The organism is Arenimonas sp. (genome assembly GCF_041919775.1).
Lineage (GTDB): Bacteria > Pseudomonadota > Gammaproteobacteria > Xanthomonadales > Xanthomonadaceae > Arenimonas.
On record NZ_JAYRTE010000014.1, the window covers coordinates 17,042 to 33,478 of the forward strand.

The window sequence follows — 16,437 nt, forward strand, 5'->3', positions numbered from 1 at the left end:
GGTCGGACCCGCAACGCCGCAAGGAACCAAGCCTGATGATCCGTCCGACCCTGATTGCCCTGGCCTTCTCGTTCTCCCTGGCCGCCTGCGCCGCCGAATCCCCGGCGGCCACCGCCGGCAAGGCCACGGCCAAGGCCGCCGCGCCGGCCACCGACGATGCCGCCACGCGCGAACGCATCGAAGCGGCGCTGCAGACCCTGGCCCCGGGCATGAAGGTCGACGGCGTCGCGCCGTCGCCGATCCCGGGTTTCCTCGAGGTCGCGATGGGCGCGCGCATCATCTACGTCTCCCAGGACGGCAAGCAGCTGCTGCAGGGCTCGCTGATCGACATCGCCAGCCGCGAAAGCCTCACCCAGGCCAGCGAAGCGAAGCTGCGCAGCGGCATGCTGGCGGCTATCGGCGACGACGCCGGCATCCGCTTCGAGGCGGCACAGCCCAAGTACGAAGTGACCGTCTTCACCGACATCGACTGCGGCTACTGCCGGCGCATGCACACCGAAATCGACGAGTACAACCGCCTCGGCATCACCGTGAACTACCTGTTCTACCCGCGCGCGGGCATCGGTTCGGAGTCGTTCCAGAAGGCCGTCAACGTCTGGTGCGCCCCGGATCGCCGCAAGGCGCTCACCGAGGCCAAGGCCGGCAAGGACCTGCCTGAGGGCAACTGCAGCAACCCGGTCACCAAGGACTTCGACCTGGGCCGCCGCGTGGGCCTGGACGGCACCCCGGCCATCTACGCCGCCGACGGCACCCAGCTGGGCGGCTATGTGCCGCCGGCCGAAATGCTGGCCCGCCTGGAACAGGTCAGCGCCCCGCCGGCCCGCTGACCCCCCGGGGCCGGACCCCGGGCCCGGCCTTGGTTTACAATCGGCGGCCCGCTTCCCCAGGAAAACGTGCGGACATGATCGTCCTCGAGGGCCTGCCGGCCCTGTCGCCTTTCCGGCACGAACGTCTCCAGGCCCGCCTCCAGCAGCTCGTGCCCGGGCTCCGGCTCACCGGCGCCTGGTTCGCGTACTTCATCGAGCCCGAGGCCGGCGCCAGCCCGGACACCGCGGCGCTGGGCCGCATCCTGGAGGGCTGCGTGTCCTTCGAGGCGCCGGCGCCCGGCGCCAGCCCGCGCTTCGTCGTGCCTCGCCTGGGCACGATGTCGCCCTGGGCCAGCAAGGCCACCGAAATCCTGCGCGGCGCCGGCTTGTCGGTGAAGCGGGTCGAGCGCGGCACCCGCCTCGACCTGGAGGGCCTGCCAGCCGCGGATGACCCGCGCTGGCCGAAGCTGGCGCGCATCCTGCACGACCCGATGACCCAGTCCCTGCTGGCTTCGCGCGAAGACGCGTCGGCGCTGTTCGTCGCCGGCGAGCCGGGCCAGGTCGAGCGCATTGCCCTGGACGGGCTCGCCGCCGCCAACCAGCGCCTGGGCCTGGCGCTGTCGGACGATGAAATCGCCTACCTGCAGCGCCGCTACGGCGAACTGGGCCGCGATCCGTCCGACGCCGAACTGATGATGTTCGCGCAGGCCAACTCCGAACACTGCCGGCACAAGATCTTCAACGCCGACTGGGTCATCGACGGCGAGAAACAGCCGCTGTCCCTGTTCCGGATGATCAAGAACACCCACGCGCGCAGCCCGCAGCTCACGCTGACCGCCTACAGCGACAACGCCGCGGTGGTGCAGGGCCATCCGGGCGCGCGCTTCCGCGCCGAGGCCGGCAGCGGCGAATACGGCCACAGCGCGCCGATGGACTCGGCCTTCGCGATCAAGGTCGAAACCCACAACCACCCGACCGCCATCTCGCCCTTCCCGGGCGCCGCCACCGGCGCTGGCGGCGAGATCCGCGACGAGGGTGCAACCGGGCGCGGCGGCAAGCCCAAGGCCGGCCTCACCGGTTTTTCGGTCTCGCACCTGCGCATTCCTTCGCTGCCGCAGCCCTGGGAACAGGAGCGTCCGCTCAATCCGCGCATGGCGACCGCGCTGGAAATCATGACCGACGGCCCGATCGGCGCCGCCGCGTTCAACAATGAATTCGGCCGCCCCGCGCTGGCCGGTTATTTCCGCAGCTTCGAGCAGGCCACCGACCAACCGGGTCTGGTGCGCGCCTATGACAAGCCGATCATGCTGGCCGGCGGCCTCGGCGCGATCGATCCTTCGCAGGTCACCAAGCTGGGCCTGCGCCCGGGTGACGCCGTGGTGGTGCTGGGCGGGCCGGCGATGCTGATCGGCCTGGGCGGCGGTGCGGCTTCGTCGGTCGCGTCCGGCCAGAGTTCGGAAGACCTCGACTTCGCCTCGGTGCAGCGCGACAACCCGGAAATGCAGCGCCGCTGCCAGGAAGTGATCGACCGCTGCTTCGCCCAGGGCGAACGCAACCCGATCCTGACCGCGCACGACGTCGGCGCCGGCGGTCTGTCCAACGCCATTCCGGAACTGCTGCACGACTCCAACGTCGGCGGCGTCATCGAAATGGCGAAGATCCCCAGCGACGATCCCTCGCTGTCGCCGATGCAGCTGTGGTCGAACGAAGCCCAGGAGCGCTACGTGCTCGGCGTTTCCGCCGACCGAGTGGCCGACTTCGAGGCCATCTGCCGGCGCGAGCGCGCGGTGTTCGCCGTCGTCGGCCATGCCACCGCCGAAGAGCGCCTGGTGCTGCGCGCGCCCGACGGCAGCACGCCGATCGACCTGCCGATGGACGTGCTGTTCGGCAACTCGCCGAAGATGCTTCGCGACACCCAGCGCGAACCGGCCCCGCGCTGGCCGCGCCTGGACACCGGCAAGCTCGACCTGCACGAAGCCGGCCTGCGCGTGCTGGCGCATCCGACGGTGGCTTCCAAGAATTTCCTGGTCACCATCGGCGACCGCAGCGTCGGCGGCCTGTGTTCGCGCGACCAGATGGTCGGGCCCTGGCAGCTGCCGCTGGCCGACGTCGCGATCACCCTCACCGACTTCAACGGCGTCGCCGGCGAAGCCATGGCCATGGGCGAACGCACGCCGCTGGCGCTCATCGATGCCGCCGCTTCGGCGCGCATGGCGGTGGGCGAAGCCATCACCAACCTCGCGGCGGCGCCGGTGGCCTCGCTCGAGGAAGTGAAGCTTTCGGCCAACTGGATGGCGGCGGCCTCGTTCCCGGGCGAAGACGCGGCGCTGTTCGAGGCGGTCAAGGCCGTGGGCATGGAACTGTGCCCGGAGCTGGACCTGTCGATCCCGGTCGGCAAGGACTCGCTGTCGATGCAGGCGCAGTGGCAGGCCGACGACGGCCCGCAGAAGGCCGTGTCGCCGGTGTCGCTGGTCATCAGCGCCTTTGCCCGCGTCGCCGACGCACGCAGGCAGCTGCTGCCGGTGCTCGACCGCAGCGCCGATTCGGAAATCTGGCTGATCGGCCTGGGCGCCGGCCAGCGCCGCATGGGCGGTTCGATCCTGGCCCAGGTGCACGGCGCGTTCGGCGGCGCCTGCCCGGACCTGGACGAACCCGATCGCCTGCGTTCGTTCTTCGAACTGATCCAGGCCGCGCGCGCCAACGACCTGCTGCTGGCCTACCACGACCGCTCCGACGGCGGCGCCTTCGCGGCGCTGTGCGAGATGGCCTTTGCCGGCCACTGCGGCCTGGAACTGAACCTCGAGGGCTGGGGCGAGGACGCCTTCGCCGCGCTGTTCAACGAAGAACTCGGTGCGGTCGTGCAGATCGCCAGCGAAGACCGCGTGGCCTTCGCCGACCTGGTCAACCGCCACGACCTCACCCACTGCGCCCAGCGCATCGGCAAGCCGACCACGGCGCCGGTGGTGCGCGTGAACCAGGGCCGCGAACTGCTGGCCGAATGGGGCTGGCAGCAGCTGTTCGGCGCCTGGTGGTCGGTGACCCACGCCATCCAGTCGCTGCGTGACGATCCCGCCGGTGCCGACGGCGAACGCGCCGCGCGCCTGGACTTCGCCGACCCGGGGCTGTCGCCGCAGCTTTCGTTCGACCCCGCCGACGACATCGCCGCGCCTTACATCCACACCGGCGTGCGCCCGCGCATCGCGGTGCTGCGCGAGCAGGGCGTCAACGGCCAGGTGGAAATGGCGGCGGCCTTCGACCGCGCCGGCTTCAGCGCCATCGACGTGCACATGACCGACCTCATCGAAGGCCGGCACCGCCTGGAAGACTTCAAGGGCCTCGCGGCCTGCGGCGGCTTCAGCTACGGCGACGTGCTGGGTGCCGGCCGCGGCTGGGCCACGTCCATCCTTGAACGCCCCGGCCTGCGCGAGCAGTTCGCGCGTTTCTTCGAGCGCGCCGACAGCTTCAGCCTGGGCGTCTGCAACGGCTGCCAGATGCTGGCCCAGCTCAAGGGCCTGGTGCCCGGCGCCGAACACTGGCCGCGTTTCCTGCGCAACCGCAGCGAACAGTACGAAGCCCGCCTGGCGCTGGTGGAAGTGCTGGACTCGCCGTCGATCCTGCTGGCGGGCATGGCCGGTTCGCGCATTCCGGTCGTGGTGGCCCACGGCGAAGGCCAGGCCCGCTTCGACCAGCCCGGCCACCAGGACCAGGCGGCGGTGGCCCTGCGCTTCGTCGACAACAGCGGCGCCGTCACCGAAGCCTATCCGGCCAATCCGAACGGCTCGCCGGCCGGCATCACCGGCCTGACCAGCCGCGACGGCCGCGCCACGCTGATGATGCCGCACCCCGAGCGCGTGTTCCGCACGCTGCAGATGAGCTGGCACCCGGCCGGCTGGGGCGAGGATTCGCCCTGGATGCGTTTGTTCCGCAACGCCCGCGCCTGGGTCGGCTGAGGCCGGCACCCGCGCCGTCGGGAAGCCCCGCCTTGCGCGGGGCTTCCTGTTTCCGGCCTCAGCCGAAGTCGGCGTCGAGCACGATCCGGTAGCGCGCCTTGCCGGCGCGCAGGTGGTCCAGCGCCTCGTTCACCTTCGACATCGGGAAATGTTCGGTCTTCGGCAGCACCTGGTGCCGCGCCGCGAAGCCGAGCATGGCGTCGATGGCGCCGCGCGACCCGGTCGGCGAACCCGAGACCGATTTCTGGCCCATGATCAGCGAGAACGCGCCCAGCTTGATCGGCTCAAGCACCGCGCCGACCACGTGCAGCCGCCCGCCCGGCGCCAGCGCCCCGAGCAATCCGTCCCAATCGAGCGACACGTTCACCGTGTCGATGATCAGGTCGAAGCGCCCCGCCAGCCCCGCCAGCGCCTCGGCGTCACCCGTCGGGACCACGTGGTGGGCGCCGAAGGCGCGCGCCTCCTCGGCCTTGGACGCGCTGGTGGTGAAGGCGGTGACCTCGCAGCCCCAGGCCTTGCAGAACTTCAGCGCCATGTGGCCCAGGCCGCCGATGCCGACCACCGCCACGCGCGAGGTCGGGCGGATGTCGAACTCGCGCAGCGGCGCGAACACGGTGATGCCGCCGCACAGCAGCGGACCGGCCTCGCGCGGGTCCAGGCCTTCGGGCAGGGGCATGGCCCAGACCCAGTGCGCGCGCACGCGTTCGGCGAAGGCGCCGTGGCGGCCGGCGAGGGTGGGCTGCAGGCTCTGGCACAGGTGCTGGCGGCCGCCCAGGCAGGGGTCGCAGTGCAGGCAGCTGCCGGCGTTCCAGCCCAGGCCCACGCGCTGGCCGATGGCCACGCCCTTGGCCTGCGGACCCATCGCCACCACGCGCCCGATCGCTTCGTGGCCGGGCACGAAGGGGTAGGCGCTGAAACCCCATTCGTTGTCGAGCATCGACAGGTCCGAATGGCAGACGCCGCAATGGTCCACGGCGATCTCGACGTCTTCGGCCCCCAGCGGGCCCGGGTCGTAGCTGAAGCTTTCAAGCGGCGCACCGGCTTTCGGTGCGGCCCAGGCGCGGATCGTGCCCATGGTTGTTTCTCCCTTCCTGCAGTCGGCTATCGAACGGTCACGATACGCCCGGGGGCGCATCGCCGGAATGAAAACGGGCCAGTCCGAAGACTGGCCCGTTGGTTTGCAGCGGGGAAGCGGGTTTACCGGACCAGCGCCGGCATCAGCGCGGCCGAGCACGGCGGCGCGGAGCCGTAGACGTTCATCCACAGGCGGATCAGCGGAGTGATCGGCTTGCCGGTGAGCGGCGATTCGCAGATCACCTTGCACAGCTTGAGCTGGTCGCCGACGAAGCCCTCGCCCGCGCAGCCGGCGAAGGTGTTGCCGATAAACGCGTCGACGACATTCGGCATGTAAATCGTACTCATCGACAGGTTACTCCCCCCAAGATAGGCGTCGAGCGGGATCGTGGAATACACCACGGTGCCCGCGCCGAACGGGTAGGCCACGGTGACGGCCTCGGTCGCCAGCGTGCGATGCGCCACGACTTCGGCGCCTGCCGGCAGCGTCGTGGAGTCTACGAAACCGTGATTGGAGTAGTTGCCGCCGTCCATTGATGCGTCAGTCAGGGTGCCACCGGGGCCCGAGAGGATCGGTGAGCCCGCCGGGAAGTCGATATTGGCGCCATCGTCGAAGTTTCGGTTGAAGCTGATGCCCGCCGAGCCCGGCACGAGACCCGCGCCTCCATCGACCCAGCGATCGTGCACGACCAGGGTCATGCCCGCGTTCACGGCTGCCGAAATGTTGGCCAGGTTGGCCGTGTATTCGGCGCCGACGCCGCTGTTGCTGCAGTTGGTGACGAAAAGCATGTCCAGGCCGGCCAGCGTGGCGGCGTCCGGGATATCGACGGCGACCGGCGTGTGGCCGGCGGTGGTGATCGGGGCGACGGCGTTGGGGTTGCCGGTGGCCGAGCAGGTTTCGTAATGACCCACCACTGCCGCCGAGGCTGCCGAGCCGGCGGCCAGCAGGGCGAGGGTGAGCGCGGTCTTGGTCAGGGTGCTGAATTTGTTCATGGTGTGACTCCGGGAGCAGTTGGGAAAGCTGGTGGTTCCGAGGCGCGCTGGGTGCGCCTGTCCCTGGTTAAACGGGGGCTGGCGTCGGAATCGGCCGTCTCGGGCGGCGGATGGCAAGCGGGCCAGTCCGCAGACTGGCCCGCCCGGGTTGCTGGTGGTAGCCGGCCTTAGTTGACCAGCAGCGGCGCCGTCGCCGACGGGCACAGCGGATCAGCCCCGTAGGTGCTGGTCCACAGGCGGATCAGCGGGGTGATCGGCTTGCCGGTCAGGGACGAGCTGCAGATGACCTGGCAGAGCTTGAACTGGTCGCCGACATACCCTTCTCCCGCGCAGCTGCTGAAGGCCGGCGCCGCCGGGCCCCAGTTGACGATGCTGTCGAGCTCGGCCTGGCCCACGCCGACGATCCAGGCCGGATCCAGGCTGTCGAGGCTGGCGAAGAAGCTGGCGCTGGCCTGCGCGGACAGCACGGTGTTGTTGTTTTCCATCACGCCGCCGAGGCCGGCGAACATCATCAGGCGCTGGGTCTGGCCGGCGGGCACGTTCATGTTGAAGGTGGTGCCCAGGCCTTCGGCGCCGGCGCAACCGAACACGGTGGTGGTGTAGGCCGCGGGCACCACGCCGGCGCCTTCGCCGTACATCACCGACAGGTTGACCGGGTCGCTCGGGCCGTAGCTGTCGCTGGTGATGATCCAGCGGTCGTCGGTGCCGACCACGGCATCGCCCGACGAGGTCGCCCGGATGGTCGTGGTGCTGTCCGAACCCCAGTTGTTGCTGACCTGGACGGGAACGGCCACGGCCGACGCGCCCGGGTTCTGCAGCGTCACCAGGATGCGCGCGACGGCGTCGCCGGGAACGAAGTGGTACTGCACCGAAACGTTCAGCCCCGACATCAGGCTGGCCGGACCGGTATACGTGGTGCCGGTGAGGTCGACGGTCGGGCCGACGCTGTAGGGCACGCCGTTGACGAAGATCACCCAGGCGTGGTCGTAGGCGTCGCTGGCGCCGGTCGGGCCGCTGGCATCGGTGATGACCAGGCCCGGGCCGCCGCTGCAGCTGCCGCTGAAGGGGCCGGCGCCGGTGCCGCCCTGGTCGCTGACGTACCAGGTGGTGGAGCCGAAGCCGGTGGCGATCGACTGGCTGGACGGTACCGACGCGGCCGAGGCCAGGCCGGTTGAAACACAGAACACGGCTGCGCACGCGGCAGCCAGGGCACGCTTGGAACGGTTCATGGATTCCCCCCTTTGGGAACATGGGTTGCCGGACAATTGTCCATAACCAGTATGCGCCCGGTGTGCCGGCCGTCACAGGGTCGTCGGGTTCCGGGAAACTGCTACAGTTTCCCCCCGCGATCCCCCAACCGCCGGGCAAGCCCTTGATTGCACAGCCGCAGAAAAGCGAACTCGACACTGATTCAGCCATCGCCGCCGCGCTGGCCGAACGGGGCCGGCTCCGCGACGTCGACCTGGCCCGCGCCCAGCGCCTGCACGCCGAGGCTGGCGGCTCCCTGGTTGCCCTGCTGGTCCGCCTGGGCATGGTGTCCGAGCGCGACATGGCCGAGACCTCGGCCGAGGTGATGGGCCTGCCGATGCTGTCCACCAAGGACTGCCCGGAATCGCCGCCGCCGGGCGTGCAGCTTTCCCCGCGCTTCCTCAAGCAGGTCGCGGCCTGCCCGGTCGGCGAGGACGACGCCCACGTCGACCTGCTGGTGGCCGAGCCGCAGGACCCCTATGCCGGCCAGGCGGTCGCGCTGGCCACCGGCCGCAAGGTCCGGATCTCGGTCGGCCTGCGCGCCGAGATCGCCGACCTGATCGAGCGTTATTACGGCTCCGGCCGTTCGGCCATGGGCACCATCGTCGAGAACCTGGGCGACGATGCCGCCGGCGACGAGGCCGACGTCGAGCAGCTGCGCGACCTGGCCAGCGAAGCCCCGGTCATCCGCCTGGTCAACCTGGTCATCCAGCGCGCGGTCGAGCTGCGCGCCTCGGACATCCACATCGAACCCTTCGAGAACCGGCTGAAGGTGCGCTACCGCGTCGACGGCGTGCTCGAGGAAGCCGAATCGCCGCCGGCCAACCTCACCGCCGCGGTGATCTCGCGCATCAAGATCATGGCCAAGCTCAACATCGCCGAGCGCCGGCTGCCGCAGGACGGCCGCATCATGGTGCGGGTGCAGGGCAAGGAGCTCGACCTGCGGGTTTCGTCCGTGCCCACGGCCCACGGTGAATCCGTGGTCATGCGCCTGCTCGACCGCGAGTCGGTGGTGCTGGACTTCAAGGCCCTGGGTTTCACCGACGAATTCCTCGACAAGTTCGTCAAGGTGCTCGAACAGCCGCACGGCATCCTGCTGGTCACCGGCCCCACCGGTTCGGGCAAGACCACCACGCTGTACGCGGCGCTGAGCCAGCTCAACACCCCCGACGTGAAGATCATCACCGTCGAGGACCCGGTCGAATACCAGATCGAGGGCATCAACCAGATCCAGGCCAAGCCGCAGATCGGCCTGGACTTCGCCCAGGCCCTGCGCAGCATCGTGCGCCAGGACCCGGACATCATCATGATCGGCGAAATGCGCGACCTGGAAACCTCGCGCATCGCCATCCAGTCCGCGCTCACCGGCCACCTGGTGCTGTCGACGCTGCACACCAACAACGCCGCCGGCGGCATCACCCGCATGATGGACATGGGCGTCGAGGACTACCTGCTCACCTCAACGGTGAACGGCATCCTGGCCCAGCGCCTGGTGCGCCGCATCGAACCGACGCATGCGGAAAGATACGAAGCGCTGCCTGAGGTGATCGAAGAATTCGGCCTGCGAAGGTTCCAGCCCGAAGGAACGATTTACCTTTACCGCCCGAAGCCGTCCGCGCTCACGCCCACCGGCTACCTGGGCCGCACCACGATCATGGAATTCCTGGTCATGGACGACGAGCTGCGCCGCCTGGTGATGCAGCACGCCGGCATGGGCGAGCTCGAGGACGCCGCCCGCGCCCGCGGCATGCGCACCATGTACGAAGATGGCCTGCTCAAGGCCATGCAGGGCCTGACGACCATCGAGGAAGTCCTGCGCGTCACCCAGGAAGCCTGAGCCGATGCCGCTGTTCCGCTACAAGGCCCTGTCCACCGCCGGCGAAACCCTGGAAGGCCACATGGAGGCCGCCAGCGCCGACGAGGTGGTGGTGCGCCTGCAGGAGCAGGGCTACCTGCCGGTGGATGCGCGGCGCAGCGACGCCGCCGGTGCCGGCGAGGGCTGGCTGAACCTGTTCCGCCGCAAGGAGTTCGGCGACGAACAGGTGCTGCAGTTCACCCAGCAGCTGGCCACGCTGCTGGGCGCCGGCCAGCCGCTGGACCGCGCGCTGGGCATCCTGCTCGACCTGCCCGAAGGCGCGGCCGCCCGCCGCGTGATCGAACGCATCCGCGAAGCCGTGCGCGCGGGTGCACCGCTGTCGACCGCGCTGGAACAGCAGCACGGCGCGTTCTCCCGGCTGTACGTCAACCTCGTCCGCGCCGGCGAGGCGGGCGGCAACGTGCACGAGTCGCTGCGCCGGCTCGCCGACTACCTCGAACGCAGCGCCAGCCTGCGTGGCCGGGTGGTCAACGCGCTGATCTACCCGGTGATCCTGGTGGTGATGGTGGTCGCTTCGGTTGGTTTCCTGATGGCCGTGGTGGTGCCTCAGTTCCAGACCCTGTTCGAAAGCATGAACGCGGAGCTGCCCTGGTATTCCGAGGCCGTACTGCAGGCCAGCCTGTTCGTGCGCGCCTGGTGGTGGCTGCTGGCGCTGGCCGCCGTCGCCGGGGGCGTGCTGCTGGCCTCGCAGCTGCGCCGACCGCAGGCGCGGCTGGCGCTCGACGCCCGCCTGCTCCGACTGCGCTACGTCGGCGACCTGGCCGCGCGCATGGACACCGCGCGGCTGGCGCGCACCCTCGGCACCCTGGTGCGCAACGGCGTGCCCCTGCTGTCGGCGCTGAACCTTTCCCGCCCGGTGCTGTCCAACCGCGTGCTGGCCGCCGCGGTCGAGGCGGCCGCCGAGGAGGTCAAGACCGGCAGCGGCCTGGGCTATGCGCTGGGCCGCCAGAAGGTCTTTCCCCGACTGGCGGTGCAGATGATCCAGGTCGGCGAGGAGTCGGGCGAACTCGATACCATGCTGCTCAAGGTCGCCGACACCTTCGACCGGGAAACCGGCAATGCGCTTGACCGCCTGATGGCGGCCCTGGTGCCGGCGCTCACCATTTTCATGACGGCCGTCGTCGCGGTGATCATCCTGTCCGTGCTGCTGCCGATCTACGACCTGACCAACGCCATAGGCTGACCCATGCGAGCAAACCCGAACTTCTCCCGTCGCCAGCGCGGCATGAGCCTGATCGAACTGATGATCGTCATCGTGCTGATCGGCGGCGTCCTGGCCCTGATCACCAGCCGCGTGATGGGCGGCCAGGACCGCGCCAACGTCAAGATCGCCGAAAGCCAGCTGATCACCCTGGCCGGCAAGGTCGACCAGTACCGCATGGACACCGGCCGGCTGCCCGATTCGCTGGACCAGCTGGTCACCGCGCCGGGCCAGTCCAACTGGCTGGGTCCCTATGCCAAAGCCGAAGAGCTGAAGGATCCCTGGGGCACGGCGATCGAATTCCGCCGCCCCGGCAGCGCCGGTCCGTATGAGCTGGTGAGCCTCGGCGCCGACCAGCAGGCCGGCGGCGAAAGCGTCAACGCCGACATCAGGAAGCCCTGACCCGGCGGGCCCCGCGACCGATGAAAACCGAGCGCGGCCTGTCCCTGATCGAACTGCTGGTGGTGGTCGCGCTGGTGGCCGCGCTGGCCGGCATCGGCGCGATGGTGATGTCGCGGGCCCTGCCCGGGCGGGAACTGCGCGATGCGGCGCGGGAGGTGGCGGGTGAGCTGCGTTTCACCCGCGCCCAGGCCATCGCCACCGGGCGCCCGCAAGCCTTCGTGATCGACGTGCAGTCCCATGCCTGGCGCTCGGTCGGCGACCGCCAGGGCACGATCGCTTCCGACATCGAACTGATCGCCACCGCCGCCCGGCAGGAACAGCCGGCGCGCACCGAGGCGGCGATCCGCTTTTTCCCGGAAGGCGCCGCCACCGGCGGCCGCATCGTGCTGCGCCGCGACGGCGCGGCCTGGCGCGTGGACGTGGCCTGGCTCACCGGCGAAGTCAGCCTGCAGCGCGGCGAAGGCACGCCATGAAAACCCAGCGCGGCTTCAGCCTGATCGAAGTGATGATCTCCTTCGTGCTGCTGGCGGTGGCGCTGGGAATTTTGGTCGCCATCCTGGGCGGGGGGCTGGCCCAGGTGCGCCAGGCCGACGATGCCACGGGCGCGACGCTGCTGGCCGAAAGCCTGCTGGCCGAGGTCGGCGTGCTCGGCCCGATCGAACCCGGCAGCACCCGCGGCGAATCCGCCGACGGCCGCTACCGCTGGACCCTGGAGGTGAGCGAGGTGCCCGACCCGGCGCCCGCATCGGAAAACCTGCAGGGGCTGGAAACCGTCGAACTGGCCGGGCGCGTGCAGGCGGCGGCGCCGGTGCTCTACCAGCTGCAGCTGGACGTGCGCTGGGGCCAGGACGAGTACCAGCGCGAACTGCGCTTCGCCAGCCTGCGCACGCGCTACCCGCTGTCGCCGCTGGACGCCTCGCCGTGAAGACGACGCGCGGTTTCAGCCTGATCGAAGTGCTGATGGCCACGGCCCTGCTGGCGGCGGGGCTGGCGCTTGCCTTCGCGGCGGTCAGCAACGCCACCCGCGCGACCACGGTGGCCGAGGAGGAGGCGCGTCGCGCCGAACGCCTGCGCGGCGTGCAGGGATTCCTGCGCCGCCAGCTCGAAGGCGCCCTGCTGCTGCCGATGGCGGTGACGAACCCCGGCGAACCGGCGCCGGTCTTCGAAGCCAGCGCGGACGAGCTGCGTTTCGTATCCGCGATGCCAGGCTACCTGTCACACGGCGGCCCGCACGTGCAGACGCTGCGGCTGGTGCGCGGCGGGCAGGGCATCCGGCTGGAGTTCGAACACGCGCTGCTTACGTCCGAAGGCCCTTTGGAGGAAGACGACCGCAAGCCGCAGGTGCTGCTGGACGGCATTACCGAGGCCTCGTTCTCGGTGCGATCGCTACGCGACGACGGCACGCCGGACGATTGGCAGGACCGCTGGGAAAACGTCGAACAGGTGCCCCGGCTGGTGCGGCTGGAGCTGCAGTTCAGGGAGCCGCGCGCGCGCTGGCCGGCGTTCGTCGTGGCGCCTCGGCTGGGCGCGTCGCGTCCGCCGGGCTTCGCCGTGGGCGGGCCGACGTCCTCCGAAGTGCCGCCGGCGGAGCCGGGACGATGATCCGCCAGCGCGGTGCCGCCCTGCTGCTGGTGATCTGGTGGCTGCTGCTTCTGACCGGGCTGGTGGCGGCGTTCGCGTTCACCGCCCGCATCGAGGCGCTGCAGGACAGCGCGCTGCGCCACCGCGTCGGCGGGCAGTTGGCGGCGGAGGCCGGCATCGAAGTCGCCGCCCTGAAACTGGGCAACGCCGACCCGAACCAGCGCTGGCTGCCGGACGGCCGGCCCTACGCCTTCGCCTACGGCGGTTACGAGATCCAGGTCCGCGTGCAGGACGAGTCGGGCAAGCTCGACCTCAACGCCGCGGACGCGGGGCTGCTTGCCAACTTCCTGGTCGCGCTGGGCGTCGCGCCGGACCGCGCGCAGGCGCTGGGCGGCGCGATCCAGGACTGGCGCGACCCGGACAGCCTGCTCGCCGTCGGCGGCGGCGCCGAGGACCGCGACTACGCGGCGGCCGGGCTGCCCTACGGCGCCAAGGACCAGGTCTTCAACACCGTGTCCGAACTGCGCCAGGTGCTGGGCATGGACGACGCCACCTTCCGGGCGATGGAACCCCACGTCACCGTTTTCACCGCGACGCCGCGGCCGCAGGCGGGTTTCGCGCAGGTCCCGGTCCTGGTCGCGCTGGGCCTGACGCCGGAGGAAGCCGCGGCCTGGGTGGCGCAGCGCGAGGCCTGGCAGCCGGGCCTGCCGATTCCGGTGGGACCGCGCGGCACCACCCTCGCCGTGGCTGGGTCGGGCACGTATAGTGTCGCCAGCCGTGCCGTCCGAACCGACGGCCTGGCGGTCGAAGTCACCGGCACCCTGCGCATGGGCGATCCGGCGGGCTTCGGCCAGCTCTACGCACCGCTGGCCTGGCGGGTAGGGGAACCCGACTGATGCCTGCTGCCGACCGACTGCACACCACCATGGAAACCCTGCGCGTGCGCCTGGCGCGCACGCCGGCGTCTTCGTGGGGCCGCAATATTTTGGCGGCCTGGCGCAGCGTGCTGCCCGCGTCGGTGCGACCGCTGCTGCAGGGCGAGACCGGACGCCTGCTGTTTGACCACGCCGACGGCCACCTGCGCATCACCGCCGAAACCCCGGGCCAGGAGCGCGTGCTGGGCGAGGTCCCGGTCGACGACCCGATGCTGCTGCGGGAACTGGCCGGCCGGGCCGCCGTATCGCCGTCGCCGGCCTGGCTGGTGCTGCCGGCCGGAGCGGTGCTGCGCCGCAGCCTGAGCCTCCCGGCCGCCGCCGAAGCGCGGCTGCGCGACGTGCTGGTGCACGAGATCGACCGGCAGACGCCGTTCACCCCCGACCAGGTCAGCTTCGAAGGCCGCGTCACCGGCCGCGACGCCGCCAGCCAGACCGTGAAGGTCGAACTGCTGGTGCTGCCGCGCGTGCGCCTGGACCAGGAGCTGCAGGCCATCGGCCCGCTGGCGGCCGGCCTGGCCGGCGTGGACGTGCGCGACCGCGATGGTGGCACGCTGGGCGTGAACCTGCTGGCGCCCGCGCAGCGCGCGCGCGGCAGCGATCCCTCGCGCCGGCGCAACCTGACGCTGCTGGCGATCGCCGGCCTGGCCCTGGTGATGGCGCTGGTGCTGGTGCGCTACAACCGCAGCGAGGCCCTCGCCACGCTGCGGGCCGAGGTCGAAACCGCGAACCTGCAGGTGCGCGACGTCCGCCTGGCGCGCAACCAGCTGGTCGCCAAGGTCGACGCGGCAAATTTCCTGGCCGGTCGCCGGGCCGCCAGCCCGACCATGCTGGAATTGCTGGACGAACTGACCCGGCGGATTCCCGACGACACCGCGGTCGACAAGCTCACGATCGACGAGGGCCGCATCGTGATGATCGGCCAGAGCCGCGCGGCGCCGGCGCTGGTGGGCCTGCTGCAGGACTCGCCGCTGCTGGTCGGGCCGGCCCTGACCGGCGCCGTGCAGGCCGACCCGCGCAGCGGCCGCGACCGCTTCACCCTGACCGCGCAGGTCGCCGGCAGCGAAGGGGAGGATGGCGATGACTCCGGCCGTTGACCGCGCGCGCTGGCTGCTTGCCGGCCTGGCCCTGGTGCTGGTCGCCTACCTGGTGCTGGTGCACTGGTGGTTCACCGCGCCGATGCTGGCGATGGGCGACGAGATCGCCCGCCTGCGCGACGAACAGCTCGCCCTGCGCATGGAAATCGCCCAGCGCCCCGCGCTGGAAGCCGAGCTCGCGCGCGTGCAGGCCTTCGAGGCCGGCAACACCGCCTACCTGCCGGAAGCCAACCGCCAGCTCGCGACCGCGGCGCTGGTGCAGCGACTGGAATCGGTGGTCTCGCAGGCCGGCCCGCAGACGTCGCGCTGCCAGATCACCGCCCGCACGCCGACCGAGGACCGCAGCGACGAAGCCTTCGTGCGCGCCGCCGTGCAGGTGCGCCTGCGCTGCGGCATGCCCGAGCTCGCCGCGGTGCTGCACGAACTCGAAAGCGGCAGCCCGCAGTTGTTCGTGGAAAACCTGGAGCTGCTTTCGCGGGCCAGTTACCTGGGCGCGGCCAAGGAAACCGGCACGCTGGACGTCAGCTTCACCCTGTACGGCTACCTGCTCGCGGTCCCGGGGGTGAACGGTGCTTGATTCCCTTCGCCCCGTGAACGTCCTGCCCGCGGCGCTGGCGGCCTGGTCGGTGGCCCTGCTGGCGCTGGCGCTGGCGGGCCTGGGCGCCAACTTTGGTCCGCACCCCGACAATGCGGCCCTGGCGCCGCCGCTGCCGCAGGTGGAGCTGTCGCAGATCGAGCCGCGGCTCGGTCCGCCGACCCAGTATGCGGAGGTCGGCCAGCGGCCCCTGCTCAACGCCAGCCGGCGGCCGGCGGAAGTCACCGACGCCGGCGAAGGCGATGCCCCGCTGGACATGAACCTCACCGGCGTCCTGATCGTCGGGCCGTTCCGCGCCGCCATGCTGCAGTCGCCCGACGGCCAGCGCAGCCAGCGCGTGCGCGAGGGCGAACTGCTCGAAGGCACCGGCTGGCGCCTGGTGTCGCTGGAACCGCGGGCCGCGGTGTTCAGCGGCCCGGAAGGCCAGCGCCGGCTGGACCTGCGGGTCTACGACGGCAGCGGCGACGCGCGTCCGCCGCGTCCGGCGATGCCCGGCGCCGGCAACGGCCAGCCGGCCCCGCCCCCGGCGGCCCAGGAGGCGCCGGCCCAGGCCGCCGCCCCGGGCAAGGACGCCGAAGCCATGACCGAAGAACAGCAAGTCGAAGCAATCCGCCGCCGCATCGAGGCCCGCCGCGCGCAAATGCGCGAGCAGTCCTCGCGGGAAGGCCAGAAGGTAGAGTAG

At 70.8% G+C, this 16,437-nt stretch carries 15 protein-coding genes; 12 read left to right on the forward strand and 3 right to left on the reverse strand.

Going from position 1 to position 16,437, the window contains the following annotated elements; genetic code table 11:
• Window positions 1-35 precede the first annotated feature (35 nt).
• Window positions 36-827, forward strand: coding sequence for a DsbC family protein (locus tag ACE3TE_RS09130; RefSeq protein ID WP_374604245.1), 792 nt, complete (start codon window positions 36-38; stop codon window positions 825-827).
• A gap of 74 nt (window positions 828-901) precedes the next feature.
• Window positions 902-4,756, forward strand: coding sequence for a phosphoribosylformylglycinamidine synthase (gene purL / locus ACE3TE_RS09135; protein ID WP_374604247.1), 3,855 nt, complete (start codon window positions 902-904; stop codon window positions 4,754-4,756).
• 58 nt (window positions 4,757-4,814) lie between these two features.
• Here purL and ACE3TE_RS09140 read toward each other — a convergent pair whose 3' ends face one another.
• The 3 genes from ACE3TE_RS09140 to ACE3TE_RS09150 form a co-directional block, all read right to left on the reverse strand.
• A complete protein-coding gene (locus tag ACE3TE_RS09140; protein WP_374604248.1) occupies window positions 4,815-5,831 on the reverse strand; it encodes an NAD(P)-dependent alcohol dehydrogenase in 1,017 nt (338 codons plus the stop codon).
• A 122-nt stretch (window positions 5,832-5,953) separates the two neighbouring features.
• A complete protein-coding gene (locus ACE3TE_RS09145; protein ID WP_374604250.1) occupies window positions 5,954-6,823 on the reverse strand; it encodes a hypothetical protein in 870 nt (289 codons plus the stop codon).
• Window positions 6,824-6,990: 167 nt separating this feature from the next.
• Window positions 6,991-8,052, reverse strand: a complete 1,062-nt coding sequence (locus ACE3TE_RS09150) for a hypothetical protein (protein WP_374604251.1) — start codon at window positions 8,050-8,052, stop codon at window positions 6,991-6,993.
• A 143-nt stretch (window positions 8,053-8,195) separates the two neighbouring features.
• Here ACE3TE_RS09150 and gspE point away from each other — a divergent pair, with 143 nt between their 5' ends.
• Genes gspE through ACE3TE_RS09200 form a run of 10 tightly spaced genes read left to right on the forward strand, consistent with a single transcriptional unit; the run spans window position 8,196 to window position 16,437 of the window.
• Window positions 8,196-9,908 carry a type II secretion system ATPase GspE gene (gene gspE, locus ACE3TE_RS09155; protein WP_374604253.1) on the forward strand — a complete coding sequence of 571 codons (1,713 nt, stop codon included), beginning with the start codon at window positions 8,196-8,198 and terminating at the stop codon, window positions 9,906-9,908.
• A gap of 4 nt (window positions 9,909-9,912) precedes the next feature.
• Window positions 9,913-11,130, forward strand: coding sequence for a type II secretion system F family protein (locus tag ACE3TE_RS09160; RefSeq protein WP_374604255.1), 1,218 nt, complete (start codon window positions 9,913-9,915; stop codon window positions 11,128-11,130).
• Window positions 11,131-11,133: 3 nt separating this feature from the next.
• Window positions 11,134-11,550, forward strand: a complete 417-nt coding sequence (gene gspG / locus ACE3TE_RS09165; RefSeq protein WP_374604256.1) for a type II secretion system major pseudopilin GspG — start codon at window positions 11,134-11,136, stop codon at window positions 11,548-11,550.
• A gap of 20 nt (window positions 11,551-11,570) precedes the next feature.
• Window positions 11,571-12,023, forward strand: a complete 453-nt coding sequence (locus tag ACE3TE_RS09170) for a GspH/FimT family pseudopilin (RefSeq protein ID WP_374604258.1) — start codon at window positions 11,571-11,573, stop codon at window positions 12,021-12,023.
• The gene (locus tag ACE3TE_RS09175) at window positions 12,020-12,475 is read left to right on the forward strand and encodes a prepilin-type N-terminal cleavage/methylation domain-containing protein (protein ID WP_374604260.1); all 456 of its coding nucleotides are present in this window, start codon (window positions 12,020-12,022) and stop codon (window positions 12,473-12,475) included. Before ACE3TE_RS09170 ends, ACE3TE_RS09175 begins: the two co-directional genes overlap by 4 nt.
• Window positions 12,472-13,152 carry a prepilin-type N-terminal cleavage/methylation domain-containing protein gene (locus ACE3TE_RS09180; RefSeq protein WP_374604262.1) on the forward strand — a complete coding sequence of 227 codons (681 nt, stop codon included), beginning with the start codon at window positions 12,472-12,474 and terminating at the stop codon, window positions 13,150-13,152. The genes ACE3TE_RS09175 and ACE3TE_RS09180 overlap by 4 nt, the downstream gene beginning before the upstream one ends.
• Window positions 13,149-14,027 (forward strand): general secretion pathway protein GspK, encoded by an 879-nt coding sequence (locus ACE3TE_RS09185; RefSeq protein ID WP_374604264.1) that lies wholly within the window; start codon window positions 13,149-13,151, stop codon window positions 14,025-14,027. The genes ACE3TE_RS09180 and ACE3TE_RS09185 overlap by 4 nt, the downstream gene beginning before the upstream one ends.
• Window positions 14,027-15,160: a PilN domain-containing protein gene (locus ACE3TE_RS09190; protein WP_374604266.1), complete on the forward strand. Its 1,134-nt coding sequence runs from the start codon at window positions 14,027-14,029 to the stop codon at window positions 15,158-15,160. The genes ACE3TE_RS09185 and ACE3TE_RS09190 overlap by 1 nt, the downstream gene beginning before the upstream one ends.
• The gene (gspM, locus tag ACE3TE_RS09195) at window positions 15,144-15,737 is read left to right on the forward strand and encodes a type II secretion system protein GspM (RefSeq protein ID WP_374604268.1); all 594 of its coding nucleotides are present in this window, start codon (window positions 15,144-15,146) and stop codon (window positions 15,735-15,737) included. The genes ACE3TE_RS09190 and gspM overlap by 17 nt, the downstream gene beginning before the upstream one ends.
• Before the next feature lie 13 nt (window positions 15,738-15,750).
• A complete protein-coding gene (locus tag ACE3TE_RS09200; protein WP_374604270.1) occupies window positions 15,751-16,437 on the forward strand; it encodes a hypothetical protein in 687 nt (228 codons plus the stop codon).